Origin of the sequence: Desulfomicrobium escambiense DSM 10707 (assembly GCF_000428825.1) — a bacterium.
Taxonomy (GTDB): domain Bacteria; phylum Desulfobacterota; class Desulfovibrionia; order Desulfovibrionales; family Desulfomicrobiaceae; genus Desulfomicrobium; species Desulfomicrobium escambiense.
In genome coordinates, this window is sequence record NZ_AUAR01000010.1 from 109,277 (window position 1) to 126,198 (window position 16,922).

Sequence of the window (16,922 nt, forward strand, 5' to 3'; positions counted from 1 at the left end):
CATGACGCAGGAACTCACGGCCGGGTGCAAGGTGAACCTCTACCTGGACATCGTCGGGGTGCGGGAGGATGGCTACCACGAGATCGAAAGCCTCTTCTACCCGTTGCCCGCGCCCTGCGACGTCCTGACGGTGAGCGAGGGCGGGGATGGCTTCCGCTTGACCTGTTCGGACCCGTCCCTGGCCGCGGGGGAGAACATCCTGACGCGGGCCTACGAGCGCTTTGCCGCGGCCACCGGGTTCGCACCGGGCCTGGCCGTGCACCTGAACAAGGGCATCCCCATGGGCGCGGGTCTCGGCGGGGGCAGCAGCGATGCCGCGACACTGCTTACGTGGCTCAACGGCAGGGCCGGCCGCAAGGCTCTGGGCTCGAATGCACTGGCGGAACTGGCTTTGACCCTGGGGGCCGACGTGCCCTTTTTCCTGGCCAACGCCCCGGCCTGGGTCACGGGCATCGGGGAAGGGCTCGAACCCGTGCCCATGAACCTGGACGACTACGTCGTGCTGGTCGTCTGCCCGCAGGTGCACGTCAACACGGCATGGGCCTACAGACGTTACGACGAGATGCTGGCGCAGGGACTGGTGCGGTCAAGAAAAGAGTTGACACTGAATTTTAGCCCTATTAAGAATGTTTGCTTCACGAAACCGCCCGAGCTCTGGAATAGCTTTGAGAAAGTTGTTTTTCAAGGATTTCCGGTGCTTTACGGTATCAAAGAGCTGATTCTGGATGGTTTTGCCGAAGCATGTGTCATGAGCGGCAGCGGCTCCAGCTTTGTGGCTCTTTTTTCGTCTTCTGAGAATGCCGCGCGGTGCGCCGGCAGGCTGCGCTCCCTCGGGCACGCCTGCTACGGCATTCATTCCGGGAGGCCAGTGCGGCTGGATTCGTGAGGGTTTTCTGGTCGGGCTGCGGGTCCACAAACCTGGCGGTCTTTTTGTTTTACTCGGGGGAGCCGTAGGCCGGACAAGGCCGGGCGACCTGTGTTGGGGCGTCGCCAAGCTGGCAAGGCAACGGGTTTTGGTTCCGTCATTCGGAGGTTCGAATCCTCCCGCCCCAGCCATACACTCTGAAGGAAAGACTATGCCACGCGTCGGTGAACTGAAAATCGTCACGGGGACCGCGAACCCCGCCCTGGCCGCCCGCATCTGCGATCATCTGGGCTGCAAGATCACTCCGTCCCTGGTCGACGTTTTCAGCGACGGCGAGATTCGGATCGAGATGGGTGACAACGTGCGCGGCGACGATGTATACGTGGTCCAGTCCACGTGCTACCCGGTCAACCACAATCTGATGGAACTGTGCCTCATGCTGGACGCCTTGAAGCGCGCCAGCGCAGGTCGCGTGACCGCGGTGGTGCCCTATTTCGGGTACGCCCGGCAGGACCGCAAGGTCGTGCCCAGGGTGCCCATCAGCGCCAAGCTGGTCGCGGACTTCATTTCTGTGGCGGGCGTGGACCGCGTGCTGACCATCGATCTGCACTCGGGACAGATCCAGGGATTTTTCGACAAGCCCGTCGACAACCTGTACGCCGCCCAAGTGCTGCTCGAATACATCCGCAAGCTCGGCGACAACCTCATCGTCGTTTCGCCGGACGCCGGCGGCACGGAGCGGGCCAGGGCATACGCCAAGCGCCTCGGCGTCGGCTTGGCCATCGTCGACAAGCGTCGCGAAGGTCCCAACAAGGCCCACGCCATGCAGCTCATCGGCGACGTGAAGGGCAAGATCGCCGTGGTCCTGGACGATATGATCGACACGGCCGGCACCATGACCGAAGCCGGCAACCTGCTGGCCGAGAACGGCGCCGAGGATGTCGTGGCCTGTGCCACGCACCCGGTCCTTTCGGGTCCGGCGGTGGAGCGCCTGATGAGTTCGGCCTTCTCGCAGGTCATCGTCACGGACACCATCCCGCTCAACCCCAAGGCCGCGGCGAGCGACAAATTCAAGGTTATTTCCGTTGGCAGTCTCATTGCCAAGGCGATTCACAATATCCATTCCGAATCTTCGGTGAGCGTGCTGTTCAGCTGAACCCGTTCGGAAAAGATCTATTTTTTAGTTGATGAATAAAGGAGAAAAGCATGTCTGAAGTCACTAGTTTGCAGCTGAAGCAGCGCGAGGAAAGGGGAAAAGGCCCGTGCGCCCGCTTGCGTTCCAATGGGTTGGTTCCCGGTGTTTTCTACAACTCCAAGGGTGAAAACATCTCCTTTACCGTAGACAACATGGCTTTGGGCAAGGTTTTCGAGAAGGTTCGCTACTCGAAAATGCTCGAACTGCACATCGATGTCGACGGCCAGGTCGAGAAGCGCAACGCTCTGTTCAAGAAGCTGGTCTCCCATCCGGTCAAGCGCCGCTACGATCATGTGGACTTCATCGGCATCGAACTCGACAAGGAAGTGCAGGTCACCGTTCCGGTCGAGACCGTTGGACGCGCCAAGGGCGTGGTCCTGGGCGGCAAGCTCGAGATCCTCGAGGAGCGCGTCATGGTCCGCTGCCTGCCGACCATCATCCCCGACTCCATCGTCGTCGACGTGGCCGATCTGGACATCGCCGAGAAGGTCTTCGTCGAGCAGCTGGTGCTGCCCGAAGGGGTCAAGGCCGTTTACGACCGCAACTTCCCCGTCGTCACCATCCAGGCCGGTCGCGGCGCGAAGGCCGGCGAGGAAGAATAGTCCGTTCATTCCGGAGGCCCTGCCCGGCAGGGCCTCCGTTCTCTCCGTCCTGTCCATTTCTCTCCCCTGACGGTTCCCCATGACGTACGACGGCCTGATTGTCGGGTTGGGCAACCCGGGTCCAAAGTATGCCCGGACCCGCCATAATTTCGGTTTTCTTCTTGCCGACCGCCTCGTGGCCCATTGGGCCTCCGAGCCCGGCGCGTCGTGCGAAGCCAGGGGCGTGCGCTCCAAGGCCGAAGTGTGGGACGTGAGCGAGAATTATGGGGCCAGGCGATGGCTCGTGGTCAAGCCGCAGACGTTCATGAACCTGAGCGGCCAGTCCGTGGGCGAGCTCTGCCGCAAGAACGGCGTCACCCCGGAGCGCGTCCTGGTACTGCACGACGAGCTGGATCTGCCACTGGGCACGGCGCGCTTCAAGTTCTCGGGCGGGCTTGCCGGTCACAACGGCCTCAAGTCCGTGGCCGCCCATCTCGGGACCCGCGATTTTGCCCGGCTTCGGCTGGGCATCGGGCGGCCCGAAGGTCCGGAGGCCATGGCCGACTACGTGCTGAAGGGCTTTCTTCCCGCCGAGTGGGAGCAGGTCGGCCAGGTTCTCGACGCCGCCGTGACGGCGGTCCTGCAGTATTGCCGCGAAGGCCTGGACGCCGCGACGGCCCGTCTGCACGCGCGCTGACCACTGGCTGACTTCAGAGCTTAGTGGACGCCGTTTTGTTTTTGCGCTATTCTTTTTTTTCCATGCAGTCCGATTTCGTTATTGTGGAGGTCGCTTGTGTTTTCAGTTGATGAACTTGTCGTCTATCCCGCGCAGGGGGTCGGTAAGGTCGAAAGGATTGAGACCCAGGAGATCGGCGGCGTAGCCACGGAACTCATCATCGTGCGTATTCTGAGCAACAACGTCACGCTGATGGTCCCCGTGCGCAACGCCAAGAATGTCGGGCTGCGCGGCGTCTACACCTCTGCCCAGGCCGAGGAGATCCGCGAGTACCTGCAGGACCGCTCCGATTTCACGGGCTATTCCGGCCAGAACTGGAACCGCCGCTACCGGGAGTACTCCGAGAAGCTCAAGAGCAGTGACCTCAAGGACGTGGCCTACGTCCTCAAGGAACTCATTCTCATCGGCAAGGACAAGGAACTGTCCTTCGGCGAGCGCAGGCTTCTCGAACAGGCCATGGGGCTCATTTCCCTGGAGCTGTCCTTCGCCTTGCAGCAGGATCAGGCCGAGGTGAAGAAGTCCATCGAGGCGCTGTTTGCGGACATCCTCCAGGCCAAGGCCGAGGAAGATGAAGTCGAGGGCGATTAGCCGCCCTTGGCCCCTTGTTTTTTTCGATACGTTCAGATATTTCATTGTTCCATCCCTGCCAGACACTACAAGTCCTCAAGCAGAACACATATTGTCCGTGCGATCTCCTGAAAGGGTTTTTTACATTCATACCAGAGCACTTTTCTGACCCATCATTTTTCGAAATTCACAATACATAATTTTCGACCTTTAGGTCTGTTTCTTATCTCCTACGCTCACAGGCATAAGCCATTTCATTGTTACGAGGTTTCGTTATGAATCTTTCCGAGTTGAAAACCAAATCCATGGCCGAACTCATGGATATCGCCGCGGAGTATCAGATCGAGAACGTGAGCGGCCTGCGCAAGCAGGAGCTCATCTTCGCACTGCTCCAGGCCTGCGCTTCCCAGAACGGGTCCATATTCGGCGAGGGTGTCCTGGAGATCCTGCCCGATGGATTCGGTTTTCTGCGTTCGCCCACGTCCAGCTACATGCCCGGTCCGGACGACATCTACGTCTCGCCCTCCCAGATCCGGCGTTTCGCGCTGCGCACGGGCGACGTCGTCTCCGGCCAGATCAGGCCGCCCAAGGAGGGGGAACGCTATTTTGCGCTGCTGCGGGTCAAGGAGATCTGCTTCCGCGAGCCCGAGGAGGCCAAACGCATCGTCCTCTTCGACAACCTCACGCCCATCTATCCCGACGAGCAGTTCCGCCTCGAGATCGCCGACAAGAACTACTCGACGCGCATCGTCGACCTCATGACCCCGATCGGCAAAGGCCAGCGCGCCCTCATCGTGGCCCCGCCGCGCACCGGCAAGACCATGCTCATGCAGGCCATCGCCAATTCCATCAGCATCAACCACCCCGACGCGTACCTCATCGTCCTCCTGATCGACGAACGCCCCGAGGAAGTCACGGACATGGAGCGCACGGTCAAGGCCGAGGTCATCAGCTCGACCTTCGACGAGCCGCCGACCCGTCACGTGCAGGTGGCCGAGATGGTCCTGGAGAAGGCCAAGCGCCTGGTCGAACGCAAGGTCGACGTGGTCATCCTGCTCGACTCCATCACCCGCCTCGGGCGCGCCTACAACGCCACGACTCCGTCCTCCGGACGCGTGCTGTCGGGCGGCCTGGACGCCAACGCCCTGCAGCGGCCCAAGCGCTTCTTCGGCGCGGCCCGCAACATCGAGGAGGGCGGTAGCCTGACCATCATCTCCACGGCCCTGGTCGACACGGGCTCGCGCATGGACGAAGTCATCTTCGAGGAGTTCAAGGGCACGGGCAACTGCGACATCTACCTCGACCGTCACCTCGCGGACAAGCGCGTCTTCCCGGCCATCGACCTGAACCGGTCCGGCACCCGCAAGGAAGAGCTGCTCCTCGAACCCGACGTCCTGAACAAGGTCTGGATTCTCCGCCGCATCATGGGCCCCATGAACTCCGTGGACACCATGGACTTCCTGCTGGACAAGATGCGCGGCACCAAGAGCAACAAGGATTTCCTGGACATGATGAACTCATAGGGAGGAGGCATGGCCGCTTTGCCCCGCATGGAATGTCCCTGCGACGACGACTTCGATCTGTGGCTGGAGCTTCTGGAGGTCAAGGCCTCCGCGGGGCTCCTGGACGCCCTTGGCGATTTTCTGCAGGACTACCTGCGGGCTTCGGGGCTCAGGCTTTACGTCATGGGCCTCTCGGGCGGGATCGACTCGTCCTTCCTGGCGGCCCTGCTGCATTCCAGAGGCATCCCCTACCTGGGATTCTGCCTGCCCATCGCCTCCAACACCCCGGCCGAGATCGAGCGCGGGACGCGCGTGGCCGAAGTGTACGCCATGGCGCCCGAGGGCGTGGCCCTCACCCACAAGCATGACCTCACGGACCTCTACCGGCAGATATCCGCAACCTTCACGGGGATCTATCCGAACACGAATCCCGTGGCCGAAGGCAACCTCAAGGCCCGCACCCGCATGCTCTTCCTGTACCACGTGGCCCAGCTTCACGGTGGGTGCGTCCTGTCCACGGACCAACTCGACGAACTGCTGACGGGCTTTTGGACCCTGCACGGCGACGTGGGGGACGTGAGCCCCATCCAGCTCATCCCCAAATCCTCGGAGTATGATCTGGCGCGCATGCTCTGCGCCCGCCTGGCCGACCCGGCGCCCCTGCAGGCGGCCATCGAGGCCGTACCCACTGACGGGCTCGGGATCAGCCATTCGGACCTCGACCAGCTGGAGGCCGAATCCTACGCCCAGGTCGAGGACATGTTCCGCGAATATTTCCGGCTGCGCCGTGACGAGCGCGACAGCGGGCTGACCGCCGAGCAGGCGGCCCGCAAGGCCGTCCTCGAAGGGTCTGGTCCTGTCCGCCGCTTTCTGGCCAGCGGGTTCAAGCGCAACGGCGCGGTGCTGGTGGACCCGAGGGGTGCGCGGACGTGATGCGCACCCGCGGCACAAGGGCGACTGTGTGGCTGCTGGCCTTCCTCGTCGCCTGGACCTGCCCCCGCAGCGCCGCGTATGCGTTCGGCGAGTTCACCATCCGTGACGAACTCGAACTGGCCCGCAAATTCGACCTCATCATCGAGACGCGTTTTCCGGTCATCGAAGACACCCGCATCACGGGCTACGTGCAGACCCTCGTCGACCGCCTCGTGGCGGCCATGCCCCCCCAGCCCTTCCCCATCAAGGTCACCGTGGTCAGGAACGGGGCCTTGAACGCCTTCGCCTCCGCCGCGGGCCACATCACGATTTTCACCGGACTCATCACCAATCTGGCCGGCGAGGACGAACTGGCCAGCGTCATCGCCCACGAACTGGCCCATGTCTCCGAGCGGCACATCGCCAAGTCCATCGAGCAGGGCCAGCTGGCCGGGGCAGGATCGCTGCTGGGCATCCTGGCCGCCGTGCTCGTCGGTTCCCAGGGGGGAGGCGAGGGCGCCAGCGCCCTGGCCCTGGGCTCCGTGGCCGGCGCCAAGGCCATGCAGCTCAAGTACACCCGCGAGAACGAGACCGACGCCGACCAGTACGGGCTGGGCTTCTTGGTCGACGCGGGCTTCGGTCCGAGCGGCATGACCTCGGCCTTCGAAAAGATCCGCAAGCTGCAGTGGATTTCCGGGGGCGGGGATGTGCCGTCGTACCTGTCCACCCACCCTGGCGTCGACGAGCGCGTGGGCTACATGCAGGAGCGCGTGGCCAGGCTGCCCAAGGCGGTGCGCGAGCGGCGCTCCGACAATGCGGAATACGAGCGCGTGAAGATGCTCGTTCAGGCCTGGTACACGGATGCGAATTCGGCCCTGGCCCTGTTTTCGGCGCCGGTCAAGCCGACGTGCCGAGACCGTCTGGGCCGGGCCATCGCCCTGAGCCGCCTGGGTCGCGCCGAGGAGGCCGGCAAGGCCTTTTCCGAGGCCATGGCGTGCAACCCCTCGGACGTCCTGTGGAAGCGGGAGTACGGCCGCTATGCCTTCGAGTTCGGCGACCTCGCCACGTCGGTCAAGCTGTTGCAGGAAACGGTGCTGCGCGATCCGAACGATCTCTACGCCCTCTTTTTCTACGCCCGGGCCGTGGCCGAGCAGGGCAATTACGCGGCCAGCGTTTCGGCCATGGAGCGCGTAGCCAAGGATGTGCCGCGTGACTCCGAAGTGCTGGAGAACCTGGCCCGCTACCAGGCTGCCATGGGCCGCGGGTTCGACGCGCATCTCAACTACGCCAAGGCCTTTGCCTACAAGCGCCAGTTCACGAAGTACGCCTTCCACATGGAGACGGCCGAGGCCCTGGCCGCCGGCGGCAAGGACCGGGAAAAGATCGGCCAGGTGCGGAGCGAGATCGCCGAGTACAGGGAGATTCTGGGCATCTAGACGGTTTGGTCTTGAATTTCGTGCTGCCGCAGGGTAGCCAACGCGCGAACAACGCGACATCACGTCAACGGAGGAAACATCATGTTTTTTGAAAGTATCGCCCACGCCATGGGACAGGCTCCCGCGGCCGGAGGCCAGCCCGGCGGGCCCCTCATGACCTTCATGCCCCTCATTCTCATGTTCGTCATCTTCTACTTCCTGCTCATCCGCCCGCAGCAGAAGAAGCAGAAGGAACACAAGCAGATGCTCGACAACCTGTCGCGCGGCGACCGCGTCATCACCGCCGGTGGCCTGTACGGCCGGGTGGTGGAGGCCAAGGACGAGATACTGACCCTGGATTTGGGCAACGACTTGCAGGTGCAGGTCGGCCGCGCCTTCATTTCGGCCGTGATCACCGCCGACGCCGCCAAGGCCAAGGACAAGAAAAAGTAGCCTTTTGGCACGTCATACGCTAAGGCAGGCCTGTTTCCGCAACCGGGAACAGGCCTTGTTTTGTACGCGTCGCCGGAGGTTTCGCCCCCGGTGCGTGTTTTTTGTTGACGACACCCCTAACCTGTTTGCCTTGGATAAGGATGACGCTCATGGGTAGTTTGCGCTGGAGGGCATTGCTTGCCGCGTTCGTGATTGTGGTGGCCTTGATTTACGTCCTGCCGTCCATTCCTTCGATTCGCACTTCTTCGCTGGGGGCCGTGCTGCCGTCCGAAGAAATCAACCTCGGTCTGGACCTCAAGGGCGGCATCCACCTGACCCTGGGCGTGGATCTCGACACCGCCCTGGCCAACGCCATTACCAGCGCCGGCCAGGATTTGAGGGTCGAGGCCCGCGAAAAAAAGGTGCTCGTCCTGCGGCCTCGTCTGCTGGGCACGCGCCAGCTGGAGTTCACCCTGGTCAAGAAGGAGCAGCAGCCTGAGATCGACGACCTGCTCAAGGCGCGCTTCGGCAGCTTCGATGTGACCACGCGCGAGGAATCAGGCAACGGTCAGATGCGCTACGTACTGACGGCCTCGGAGAAGTACATCAAATATCTCGAGGATCTGACCATGGATCAGGCCCTCAAGACCATCCGCAACCGCATCGACCAGTTCGGCGTGGCCGAGCCCGACATCCGCAAGCAGCAGGACAACCGCATCATCGTACAGTTGCCTGGCCTCGACGACCCCAAGCGGGCCATCAACATCATCGGCCGCACAGCCCATCTCGAATTCAAGCTGGTCGACGAGGGTGCCGACGTCCAGGCCGCCGTGGCCGGCAAGGTGCCCGCCGAGAGCGAACTCGCCTATCTCGTCGACAAGCGCGGCGGTGCGGAGGTCAAGACCCCCATCGTCCTCAAGTCCGAGGTCGTGCTCACGGGCGAGTACATCACCGACGCCAACGTGCAGTTCGACTCGTACGGTCAGGCCTACGTCGGCATGAATTTCAACGCCCGCGGGGCCCGCATCTTCGAGGACGTGACCGCTGCCAACGTCAAGAAGCGCCTGGCCATCGTGCTCGACGGCACGGTCCACTCCGCCCCGGTCATCCAGGACCGCATCGGCGGCGGTCGCGCCTCCATCACCGGCCACTTCACGACCGAAGAGGCCCACGACCTGGCGGTCGTCCTGCGGGCCGGCTCCCTCCCGGCGCCCGTGACCATCCTCGAGGAACGGACGGTCGGTCCTTCCCTCGGGCAGGAATCCATCGACGCCGGCATGATCGCCGCGCTGATCGGAGGCGTGTTCGTGGTTGTCTTCATGTCGGTATACTACCGCAAGGCCGGACTCATCGCGGCCTTCGAGGTCGTTCTCGACATCATGCTGATCCTGGCCGGGCTGGCCGCCTTCGGCGCGACGCTGACCCTGCCTGGCATCGCCGGCATCATCCTGACGCTGGGCATGGCCGTGGACGCCAACGTGCTCATCTACGAACGCATCCGCGAGGAACTGCGCCACGGCGAATCCGTGGCGTCGGCCATTGGCAACGGCTTTTCCCGTGCGACCGTGACCATCCTCGATTCCAACCTGACCACGGTCATCGCCGCCGTCATCCTGTACCAGTTCGGCACCGGGCCCGTGCGCGGCTTCGCCGTGACCCTGACGCTTGGCATCCTGGCGTCCATGTTCACGGCGATCTTCGTGTCCCGCATCTTCTTCGACGCCTGGCTGGCCAGAAGGCAGCCCGGAACCCAACCGAGCATTTAAGGAGCCGACCATGTCCTTTGAACTGATCAGACACGACACGAATGTAGATTTCGTCGGGCTGCGCAAATACGCCTACATCCTCTCCGCGGTGCTGCTCATCGCCGGTACGCTGTCCCTGCTTTTCAAGGGCGGGCCGCAGTACGGCATCGACTTCGCAGGTGGTTTCAACGTCCAGGTGCGATTCACCCAGGATGCCGAACTCGACAAGATCCGCACGGCGCTCAACAGCCCGGTTCTGCCCGGTCTCGTCGTGCAGGACTTCGGTGACGCCGCCGACCACGAGGTGCTGCTGCGCGTCTCCTTCGCCGACCAGTCGACTAACCAGGTCCGCGACGCGGTTTCCGCCGGGCTCGACGCCCAGTTCGGAGCCGGAGCGCACGAGATCCAGCGTCTGGAAATGGTCGGGCCCAAGGTCGGTGCCGACCTGCGAGAGAAGGCGCTGCAGGCCATCTTCTACGCCGTACTGCTCATCGCAACCTACATTTCCGGACGCTTCGAGCAGAAGTGGATGGTCGCCGGCTTCATGGCCGCCGGGCTTTCCGCGGTGGTCTATGTCCTCGACCTTCTGAACGCACCCACGAGCATGTCCGTCATCGCGGCCACCGTCGCCACGCTGGTGCTGTGCGTGGTGCTGCGGCTCAAGTACGCCCTGGGCGCCATGGTCGCCCTCATCCACGACGTCATGATTCCGCTGGGGTTCTTCTCCCTCATGAACAAGGACGTCGACCTGACCATCATCGCGGCGCTCCTGACCATCGTCGGCTACTCCCTGAACGATACCATCATCGTCTACGACCGTATCCGCGAAAACCTGCGGGCCAAGGTCGCGCCCTCGCTGGATACGGTCATCAACCGTTCCGTGAACCAGACCCTGTCCCGGACCATCATCACCTCGGGCACGACCTTCCTGGCCGTCCTGGCCCTCTACATCTTCGGTGGAGGCGTGATCCACGACTTCGCCCTGTGCATGCTGCTGGGCGTCCTGGCCGGAACCTACTCCTCCATCTATGTCGCCGCCCCCGTGCTTGGCTTTTTCAAGCCGCGCATTGACGTGGAGGATGCTCCCAAGGCCGCTGCAGCCTGAGTCCGCTTCGGTTTCATCGTATTCAAAGCGCTCTTCGGAGCGCTTTTTTTTTTGGGGAAAAAAACGGGCTGTTACAATTTCTTTGCACCGGCTTTGAACGAAACGGGCGGAGTGTGACGGCGCATATTGTGAAATTTATAACTAAATGACGGTCAAAATGACAGGAATCTGCTCCTGCATTTGGTGAAAAATGTGACAAAAGGTGCAAGTGCCGTTATCGGCACGCGAAAGTTGCCAATTTTTCCGGAGTGGTGGTAGAGGGGGCTAACAATTTTTGCATGTTTTCGTCTCCAAAGGCGCTCTGTCGACGATGGCGAGGAAAATTTTCGGTCAGAACCACATCTTTGTACAACGGGAGAGAAAGGGAGGTTTTATGAAACGTTTTTATGTCATGATCGTAACCGCACTTGTCGCTCTGGCGTGCGTATCCGCGCCCCTGTGGGCTCAGGACAACGCTTCCGCCCCGCAGGCTGCGCCCGCGGCTGTCGAACAGGCCGCCACACCTGCCGCCGCCCCTGCCGCCGAAGCGACCAAGGCCGCCGCTCCTGCCGGCAACAAGCTGCAGATGGCCATCGCCAAGGCCCCCGTGGGCACCGAAAAGGGTCAGATCGATCCGGCCAAGCCCGCCGGCTTCCTGGGCATCCCCGGCGCGCCGCAGGTCAACGTCATTCTGGCTCTGATCTGGGCGATCTGGGTAGGCTGGATCTTCTCCACCGTCGGCGCTTTCGGCGGCGTCATGGCCGGTGTCGGCCACATGACGATCTTCGGTCTCGGCGCCTATGCAAAGACGTTCAAGGGCACCGCCCCTGAGCTGAACAAGACCGTCACGGACTCCATTCGTGCATCCAACCAGTTCCTGGTCGGTCTGTCCGCCCTGATCTCCTCCATCAACTACGGCAAGATGGGCCGCCTCGTGTTCCCTCTGGCCATCGCACTGGGCCTCGGCTCCCTGCTGGGCGCCTGGGGTTCCGCCACTCTGACCGCCGGCAAGGTGTCCTTCTCGCAGTATCAGGGCTGGTTTGGTCTGTTCGTCCTGGGTCTGGGCATGTTCCTGTTCTGGGATACTTCCGCCGCGGGTCAGGCCAAAAAGAGCAAGGCCAAGCAGGCTGCCAAGGCTTTTGAAGAGGCCGTCAAGGCTCAGAAGGCCGGCAGCGGCGCAGCCCCGACCGGCGTGAAGATTCTCGGCATGAGCATCTCCAAGGTCGACTTCACCTTCTGCGGCGTCAATTTCAGCTTCAACCCCATCCTGCCCATCGTCGGCGGTGTCGTCATCTCCGCCGTGGCCGCGTTCCTCGGCGTCGGCGGCGGCTTCCTGCTGGTGCCCTTCCTGACCGCCATCACCGAACTGCCCATGTACCTGGCCGCCGGCACTTCCGCCCTGGCCGTTCTGGTCAGCATGATCACCAGCATCCTGACGCTCATGACCAAGGGTACTCCCATTGACTGGGCCCTGATCGGCACCGAGATGGTCGGTATCGCCATCGGTTCCATCGTCGGTCCCTATACGTCCAAGTACCTCTCCGACAAGCTGCTCAAGCGCATCTTCATCGTGCTGGCGCTGTACGTCGGTATCGATTACGTCCTGCGCGGCTTCTTCGACTACAAGATCTTCGGCTAGTCGTTCCGCTTCTGCAGGCTGTCGCGAAGGCCCCGGTTCATGCCGGGGCCTTTTTTTCTCCCTTTTCACAATTGTCGAGGCCGTCGGACTCGGTTATGGCTTTAGGTCGAAGCACGGCGGGATCGTCCTCGCACTATTTCATCAAGGACTGACGAACCTATGGGTATGTTCCGGGATTTTCTTGTTGCCCTTGACCCCTTTGTGATCTGGGCATTCCGCGTGTCCGACGAACCCTGGGTGGGTTTTCTGGTCGGTTCCCTGATCCTGAACCTTGTTTGCGTGATGTTTGGCGATGTCACGTCCATTCTGGCCCGCAGGCTGAACAGGAAGGTCTACGGCGCCTATCACGACGAAATGGTCAAACATCACAATCTGTCGGTGCAGGCACTGCGCAGTTCCGACAAGGACGCTTACAAGGCCGTCAACAAGCAGGCCCATGAAGCCTTCGGCAAATATTTTTTCAGTCAGGCAGGAGCGTTCGCCCTGTCCATCTGGCCGCTGCCTTTCGCCCTCGCCTGGATGGAGATGCGCTTCGGCGGCATCTCCATGGATTTGCCCTTTTCGATCCCGGGTGTGGGGACCAGCGTTTTCTATCCGTTCTTTTTCATACCGATCTACATAGCGACGCGTCTCGCCTACGGAAAGATCATGCGCATGTTGCCTGCCTACCGTCGGGTCCTTGAATGGACCAGGCACGGCAAGGGCGAGGAAATGCTGTCTTTCGTGGAACTGCTCAAGCCTTCGCCGGAACGGGATGCCGATGCGACGGTTGTGAACGAAAAGGATGGGCCGGAGGGGAAGGAAAAGCCATGAGGCGGGGGATCGAGAACGTCCGGCGCGTTGCTGCCGGCCTCGTAACCGGACGGGGCGGGGAGAGGTGATGGGCGAATTCGGCCTCTTCTCTCACTGGACTTTCGAGACGTTCGCGCCCGGCTCGATTCCGCGCGTCAAATACAACGCATTCCGGGACATCCAGAGGCAGTCGGCCTTCTGCTTCTCATTGCTGGCCACCTATGACGAGCTCCTGACGGGCGACAGGGTCGTTGACTGGAGCATGATCTCGAAGCTGACCGACAGGCTGACCATAGGCATCCGGAAACTCGTGGACCTCCTGCAGGCCATGAATCCCGTTGAGTTCATGGATGCGCACGACTGGTTCACCAAACTCGCCTTCTACGCCAGGATGTCCACGGCACATGCGGCCATCGCCGCGACCCCTCCCTATCTTGAAGCCATTGCCGGCGTCCGTCCGGGGCATCCGCTGGCCTGGGTCCGCATGCATCTGCCCGATGCGGTCGGCGAGTCCGGGCTCGTCATCACGCCTGCCCTGTACCAGTATCTCGTCGAGGCCAACGACCTGCGTCCGCGACTCGACGCGCTGCTGCGCCAGCTCGACCTTTCCGACGAGGCCCTGGTCGAGGCCGTGAGCGAAAAGCTCGTGTCCATGCTCCTGTCCGCAAGACTGCCCGAACGCCTGTGCGCGGAACTGGAGATCGAGGCCACGGAGCTGACCACGGGGGGTGAACTGCTGGACGTGCTGGTGCTGGTCGGCAGCGGCGAGGATGCGGTGCTTATCGGCAGGCAGAGCGGGGTGCGTGCGGCCGACTTTTTCACGGCCTGGATCGGTGCGGTGTGCTGCAAATTCTCGCCGTCGTCCCTGACCCTGCGCCTTGGGCTCGGCCTGGCTGACGAGGAGCACCCCCTGACGGTGCTGGTCTATCCGGGCGGAAAGGATGCGGCGAAAGCCTGCGATCTGTGGCGGGGGAAGCCGGACGCCGGGGCCCTGTTGCGCCGTGTGGGGCAGATCGTCCCGCGAATCAGCCAGCTGCATGTCTTCCGCGCCCAGGGCGAGGCTCTGCGGCCCGAACAGTGCCGTTCCCTGCACGATCTGGTCTGCCTTTGCCTGGAACGCGGACTGTCCCAGATTTTCGCCTTCGCCGGCGAGCCTGCGCGCGGCCTGAGCGGCATCAAGCAGATGCGTCTGGAGATTCCGGTCGTCATCAACTCCTTCAACCTCGGCGGCGGCCTTTTTCCCACGGCTGCGGAACGGGCGGTCATCTCCATGGAGGACGTGCGTTCCATCCCGGCCTGGTCCTTCCTTATGGGCCTCGTCAACCCGGTCGTGACCTGGCCCGTGTCCGAGCACGGCGAAGCCCCGCACGGCGAGGCCTCGGCCATGCCGCACTACAGCAGCTACGCGGTCCTGGCCCAGTGCTTCATGCACTGCACCCTGCGGCTGGAGCAGAATCTGTATGTCGTGGAGTGCCGGTGTGAGGACGAAACCCCAGGCTATATCCAGTTCCGCTGCATGTTCGGCGGGCCGGGCGCCAGGGAGCGGGTGCGGCTGGTCGAGACTGTCCGCGCCATTCTGGAGGCGGAGGGGTTCGCGGTGGATTCGCGGGGCAACTATCTGACGGCTATGCGCAGCGGCGTGGAGGACGTGTTCATCCAGCGCAATCTGGTTGGACTGGGACTGCTGGTGGCCTGGCTGCAGGTCAGGGGCGCGGACGCGGCCGCCATGGACGCGGGGGAGGGGGCGGCCGCCTTTCGCCGGCTGGTCGTGGAAGCGCGTTCCAACCCCCTCTGATTCTCCCGGTCCCGTCCAGCCGACTGTTGAAAATTCAGGACGAGCAGGTCGTTGAAAAACGGCCCGCTAATCCTTGCGGTAGTGGCAGCCGCGCGTGGTCTTGTTGCGCAGCGCCGCCGTGGTCACGATGTAGGCCGTCTGGCAGCCGTGGAAGAGGTCCACGGATTCCTTGCAGACGCGGATGGAGCGATAGAAGGTGTGCAGCCTCTTGTTCAGGTTGCGCAGGTCCTCGAAGGCGCGTTCCAGGCGCGGCGTGGTGCGCACGATGCCCATGTAGTTCCACATGGTGCTGCGGATGGTGGCCCAGTCCTGGTTGATGAGGGCCGGGTCCTCCATCTCGGTCTTGCCGGAGGTGATCCAGTCCGCGATGGAGTCCTGCAGGCGCTGGCACAGGGCGCACGAATTTTCCGCATAGCGCTGGTTGATGTCGTCGGCCGCGCTCATCCCCCACAACACCCCTTCCAGCAGCGAGGTCGAGGCCAGGCGGTTGGCCCCGTGCACGCCCGTGCAGGCGATTTCGCCCGCCGCGTACAGCGCCTCCAGGGTGCTGCGCCCGCGCCTGTCCACCAGCACGCCGCCGCAGGAATAATGCGCCGCCGGGACCACCGGGATGGGGTCCTTGGACATGTCGATGCCGATTTCCTTGCACTTGGCGTAGATGGTCGGGAAGCGCTTGCGCAGGTTCTGATCCACGAAGTTGGCAGCGTCCAGGAAGACGCAGTCCTCTCCGCTTTTCAGCATCTCGTCGACGATGGCCCGGGCCACGATGTCGCGCGGGGCCAGTTCCATGCGCTCGTCGTAGCGGGCCATGAAGCGCTCGCCCTTGACGTTGAAGAGCCTGGCGCCCTCGCCGCGCACGGCCTCGGAAATGAGGAACTTGCGGTCCGAGCGGTGGAAGAGGGCCGTGGGGTGGAACTGGATGTACTCCAGGTTCATGACCGTGGCCCCGGCGCGGTGGGCCATGGCCATGCCCGAGCCGATGGACGAGGACGTGTTGGTCGTGTGCAGGAAGATCTGCCCGAGGCCTCCGGTGCACAGGACCGTGAAGTCGGCCAGGATGGTGTTTGGCTCGCCCGTCTCGCCGTTGAAGACGTAGGCCCCGACGCACTGGTTGTTCAGCTGGTAGCGGTATTCGAGTTTTGTGGAGTGGTGGCGGGTGGCCAGCAGGTCGATGGCCGTGCGGCGGAACAGGACCCGGATGTTGGGGTGGGCCAGCACGGCCTTGACCAGACTGTCCTGGATGGCCCGGCCCGTGTAGTCGGCGCAGGTCAGGATGCGGTGCACGGAGTGGCCGCCTTCCCGGGTCAGGTAGAAGTCGCCGCTCTCGGTGCGGTCGAAGGGCACCTGCACGCGCTCCAGGAGAATGCGCTCCACCGCCCGCGGCCCTTCTTCGCAGAGATGGCTGACGGCGTCGGCGTAGTTGAACTCCCACCCGGCCTTGGTGATGTCCCGCGCCAGCTGTTCCGGCGTTTCCTCGGGGTTTTTGTAGATGATGCCGCCTTGGGCCAGGGCGGTGTTGCCGTTGTCGAGGGTGGAGCCGGAAGAGAGCAGGGTCACTTCGCGTCCCTTGTCGGCCAGGCACAGGGCCGCGGTGCAGCCGGCGATGCCCGATCCGATGACCAGGACCTCGGTTTTCATGCGAGAGGATGTCATGACATGTGT

General features: G+C 62.8%; 15 protein-coding genes and 1 tRNA gene. 15 read left to right on the forward strand and 1 reads right to left on the reverse strand.

What is annotated here, in order from left to right:
• Position 1: 1 nt before the first annotated feature.
• The 15 genes from ispE to G394_RS0110865 all read left to right on the forward strand — a co-directional run bounded on the left by ispE (position 2) and on the right by G394_RS0110865 (position 15,260).
• A complete protein-coding gene (ispE, locus tag G394_RS18860; protein WP_051307117.1) occupies positions 2-886 on the forward strand; it encodes a 4-(cytidine 5'-diphospho)-2-C-methyl-D-erythritol kinase in 885 nt (294 codons plus the stop codon).
• Positions 887-980: 94 nt separating this feature from the next.
• Positions 981-1,056 (forward strand) — tRNA-Gln (locus tag G394_RS0110800).
• Between the two features lie 20 nt (positions 1,057-1,076).
• Entirely contained in the window at positions 1,077-2,021 is a 945-nt protein-coding gene (locus G394_RS0110805) for a ribose-phosphate diphosphokinase (protein ID WP_028577663.1), read from the forward strand.
• A gap of 50 nt (positions 2,022-2,071) precedes the next feature.
• A complete protein-coding gene (locus tag G394_RS0110810; RefSeq protein ID WP_028577664.1) occupies positions 2,072-2,662 on the forward strand; it encodes a 50S ribosomal protein L25 in 591 nt (196 codons plus the stop codon).
• A gap of 79 nt (positions 2,663-2,741) precedes the next feature.
• Positions 2,742-3,338, forward strand: coding sequence for an aminoacyl-tRNA hydrolase (gene pth / locus G394_RS0110815; protein WP_028577665.1), 597 nt, complete (start codon positions 2,742-2,744; stop codon positions 3,336-3,338).
• Positions 3,339-3,434: 96 nt separating this feature from the next.
• The gene (locus tag G394_RS0110820) at positions 3,435-3,965 is read left to right on the forward strand and encodes a CarD family transcriptional regulator (protein WP_028577666.1); all 531 of its coding nucleotides are present in this window, start codon (positions 3,435-3,437) and stop codon (positions 3,963-3,965) included.
• Between the two features lie 254 nt (positions 3,966-4,219).
• On the forward strand, positions 4,220-5,467 hold the full coding sequence (rho, locus tag G394_RS0110825; protein WP_028577667.1) for a transcription termination factor Rho: 1,248 nt from the start codon (positions 4,220-4,222) through the stop codon (positions 5,465-5,467).
• A 9-nt stretch (positions 5,468-5,476) separates the two neighbouring features.
• Complete coding sequence (nadE, locus tag G394_RS20235) at positions 5,477-6,379, forward strand: NAD(+) synthase (RefSeq protein WP_028577668.1); 903 nt, start codon at positions 5,477-5,479, stop codon at positions 6,377-6,379.
• Entirely contained in the window at positions 6,379-7,794 is a 1,416-nt protein-coding gene (locus tag G394_RS18870; protein WP_043775531.1) for a beta-barrel assembly-enhancing protease, read from the forward strand. Before nadE ends, G394_RS18870 begins: the two co-directional genes overlap by 1 nt.
• A gap of 81 nt (positions 7,795-7,875) precedes the next feature.
• The gene (gene yajC / locus G394_RS0110840) at positions 7,876-8,226 is read left to right on the forward strand and encodes a preprotein translocase subunit YajC (RefSeq protein WP_028577669.1); all 351 of its coding nucleotides are present in this window, start codon (positions 7,876-7,878) and stop codon (positions 8,224-8,226) included.
• A 149-nt stretch (positions 8,227-8,375) separates the two neighbouring features.
• Positions 8,376-9,971: a protein translocase subunit SecD gene (secD, locus tag G394_RS0110845; protein WP_028577670.1), complete on the forward strand. Its 1,596-nt coding sequence runs from the start codon at positions 8,376-8,378 to the stop codon at positions 9,969-9,971.
• A 10-nt stretch (positions 9,972-9,981) separates the two neighbouring features.
• The gene (gene secF / locus G394_RS0110850; RefSeq protein WP_028577671.1) at positions 9,982-11,055 is read left to right on the forward strand and encodes a protein translocase subunit SecF; all 1,074 of its coding nucleotides are present in this window, start codon (positions 9,982-9,984) and stop codon (positions 11,053-11,055) included.
• A 373-nt stretch (positions 11,056-11,428) separates the two neighbouring features.
• On the forward strand, positions 11,429-12,673 hold the full coding sequence (locus tag G394_RS0110855) for a sulfite exporter TauE/SafE family protein (protein ID WP_028577672.1): 1,245 nt from the start codon (positions 11,429-11,431) through the stop codon (positions 12,671-12,673).
• Positions 12,674-12,832: 159 nt separating this feature from the next.
• Positions 12,833-13,486 carry a hypothetical protein gene (locus tag G394_RS18875; protein WP_156902578.1) on the forward strand — a complete coding sequence of 218 codons (654 nt, stop codon included), beginning with the start codon at positions 12,833-12,835 and terminating at the stop codon, positions 13,484-13,486.
• 67 nt (positions 13,487-13,553) lie between these two features.
• The gene (locus tag G394_RS0110865) at positions 13,554-15,260 is read left to right on the forward strand and encodes a PEP/pyruvate-binding domain-containing protein (protein WP_028577673.1); all 1,707 of its coding nucleotides are present in this window, start codon (positions 13,554-13,556) and stop codon (positions 15,258-15,260) included.
• 66 nt (positions 15,261-15,326) lie between these two features.
• Here G394_RS0110865 and nadB read toward each other — a convergent pair whose 3' ends face one another.
• A complete protein-coding gene (gene nadB / locus G394_RS0110870; RefSeq protein ID WP_028577674.1) occupies positions 15,327-16,913 on the reverse strand; it encodes an L-aspartate oxidase in 1,587 nt (528 codons plus the stop codon).
• Positions 16,914-16,922: the final 9 nt, after the last annotated feature.

What these genes read in the sequence shown, in the direction of transcription:
- ispE (WP_051307117.1), top strand. Translation starts at nt 2, where the DNA reads ATGACGCAGGAACTCACGGCCGGGTGCAAGGTGAACCTCTACCTGGAC.
- G394_RS0110805 (WP_028577663.1), top strand. Translation starts at nt 1,077, where the DNA reads ATGCCACGCGTCGGTGAACTGAAAATCGTCACGGGGACCGCGAACCCC.
- G394_RS0110810 (WP_028577664.1), top strand. Translation starts at nt 2,072, where the DNA reads ATGTCTGAAGTCACTAGTTTGCAGCTGAAGCAGCGCGAGGAAAGGGGA.
- pth (WP_028577665.1), top strand. Translation starts at nt 2,742, where the DNA reads ATGACGTACGACGGCCTGATTGTCGGGTTGGGCAACCCGGGTCCAAAG.
- rho (WP_028577667.1), top strand. Translation starts at nt 4,220, where the DNA reads ATGAATCTTTCCGAGTTGAAAACCAAATCCATGGCCGAACTCATGGAT.
- nadE (WP_028577668.1), top strand. Translation starts at nt 5,477, where the DNA reads ATGGCCGCTTTGCCCCGCATGGAATGTCCCTGCGACGACGACTTCGAT.
- G394_RS18870 (WP_043775531.1), top strand. Translation starts at nt 6,379, where the DNA reads ATGCGCACCCGCGGCACAAGGGCGACTGTGTGGCTGCTGGCCTTCCTC.
- yajC (WP_028577669.1), top strand. Translation starts at nt 7,876, where the DNA reads ATGTTTTTTGAAAGTATCGCCCACGCCATGGGACAGGCTCCCGCGGCC.
- secD (WP_028577670.1), top strand. Translation starts at nt 8,376, where the DNA reads ATGGGTAGTTTGCGCTGGAGGGCATTGCTTGCCGCGTTCGTGATTGTG.
- secF (WP_028577671.1), top strand. Translation starts at nt 9,982, where the DNA reads ATGTCCTTTGAACTGATCAGACACGACACGAATGTAGATTTCGTCGGG.
- G394_RS0110855 (WP_028577672.1), top strand. Translation starts at nt 11,429, where the DNA reads ATGAAACGTTTTTATGTCATGATCGTAACCGCACTTGTCGCTCTGGCG.
- G394_RS18875 (WP_156902578.1), top strand. Translation starts at nt 12,833, where the DNA reads ATGGGTATGTTCCGGGATTTTCTTGTTGCCCTTGACCCCTTTGTGATC.
- G394_RS0110865 (WP_028577673.1), top strand. Translation starts at nt 13,554, where the DNA reads ATGGGCGAATTCGGCCTCTTCTCTCACTGGACTTTCGAGACGTTCGCG.
- nadB (WP_028577674.1), bottom strand. Translation starts at nt 16,913, where the DNA reads ATGACATCCTCTCGCATGAAAACCGAGGTCCTGGTCATCGGATCGGGC.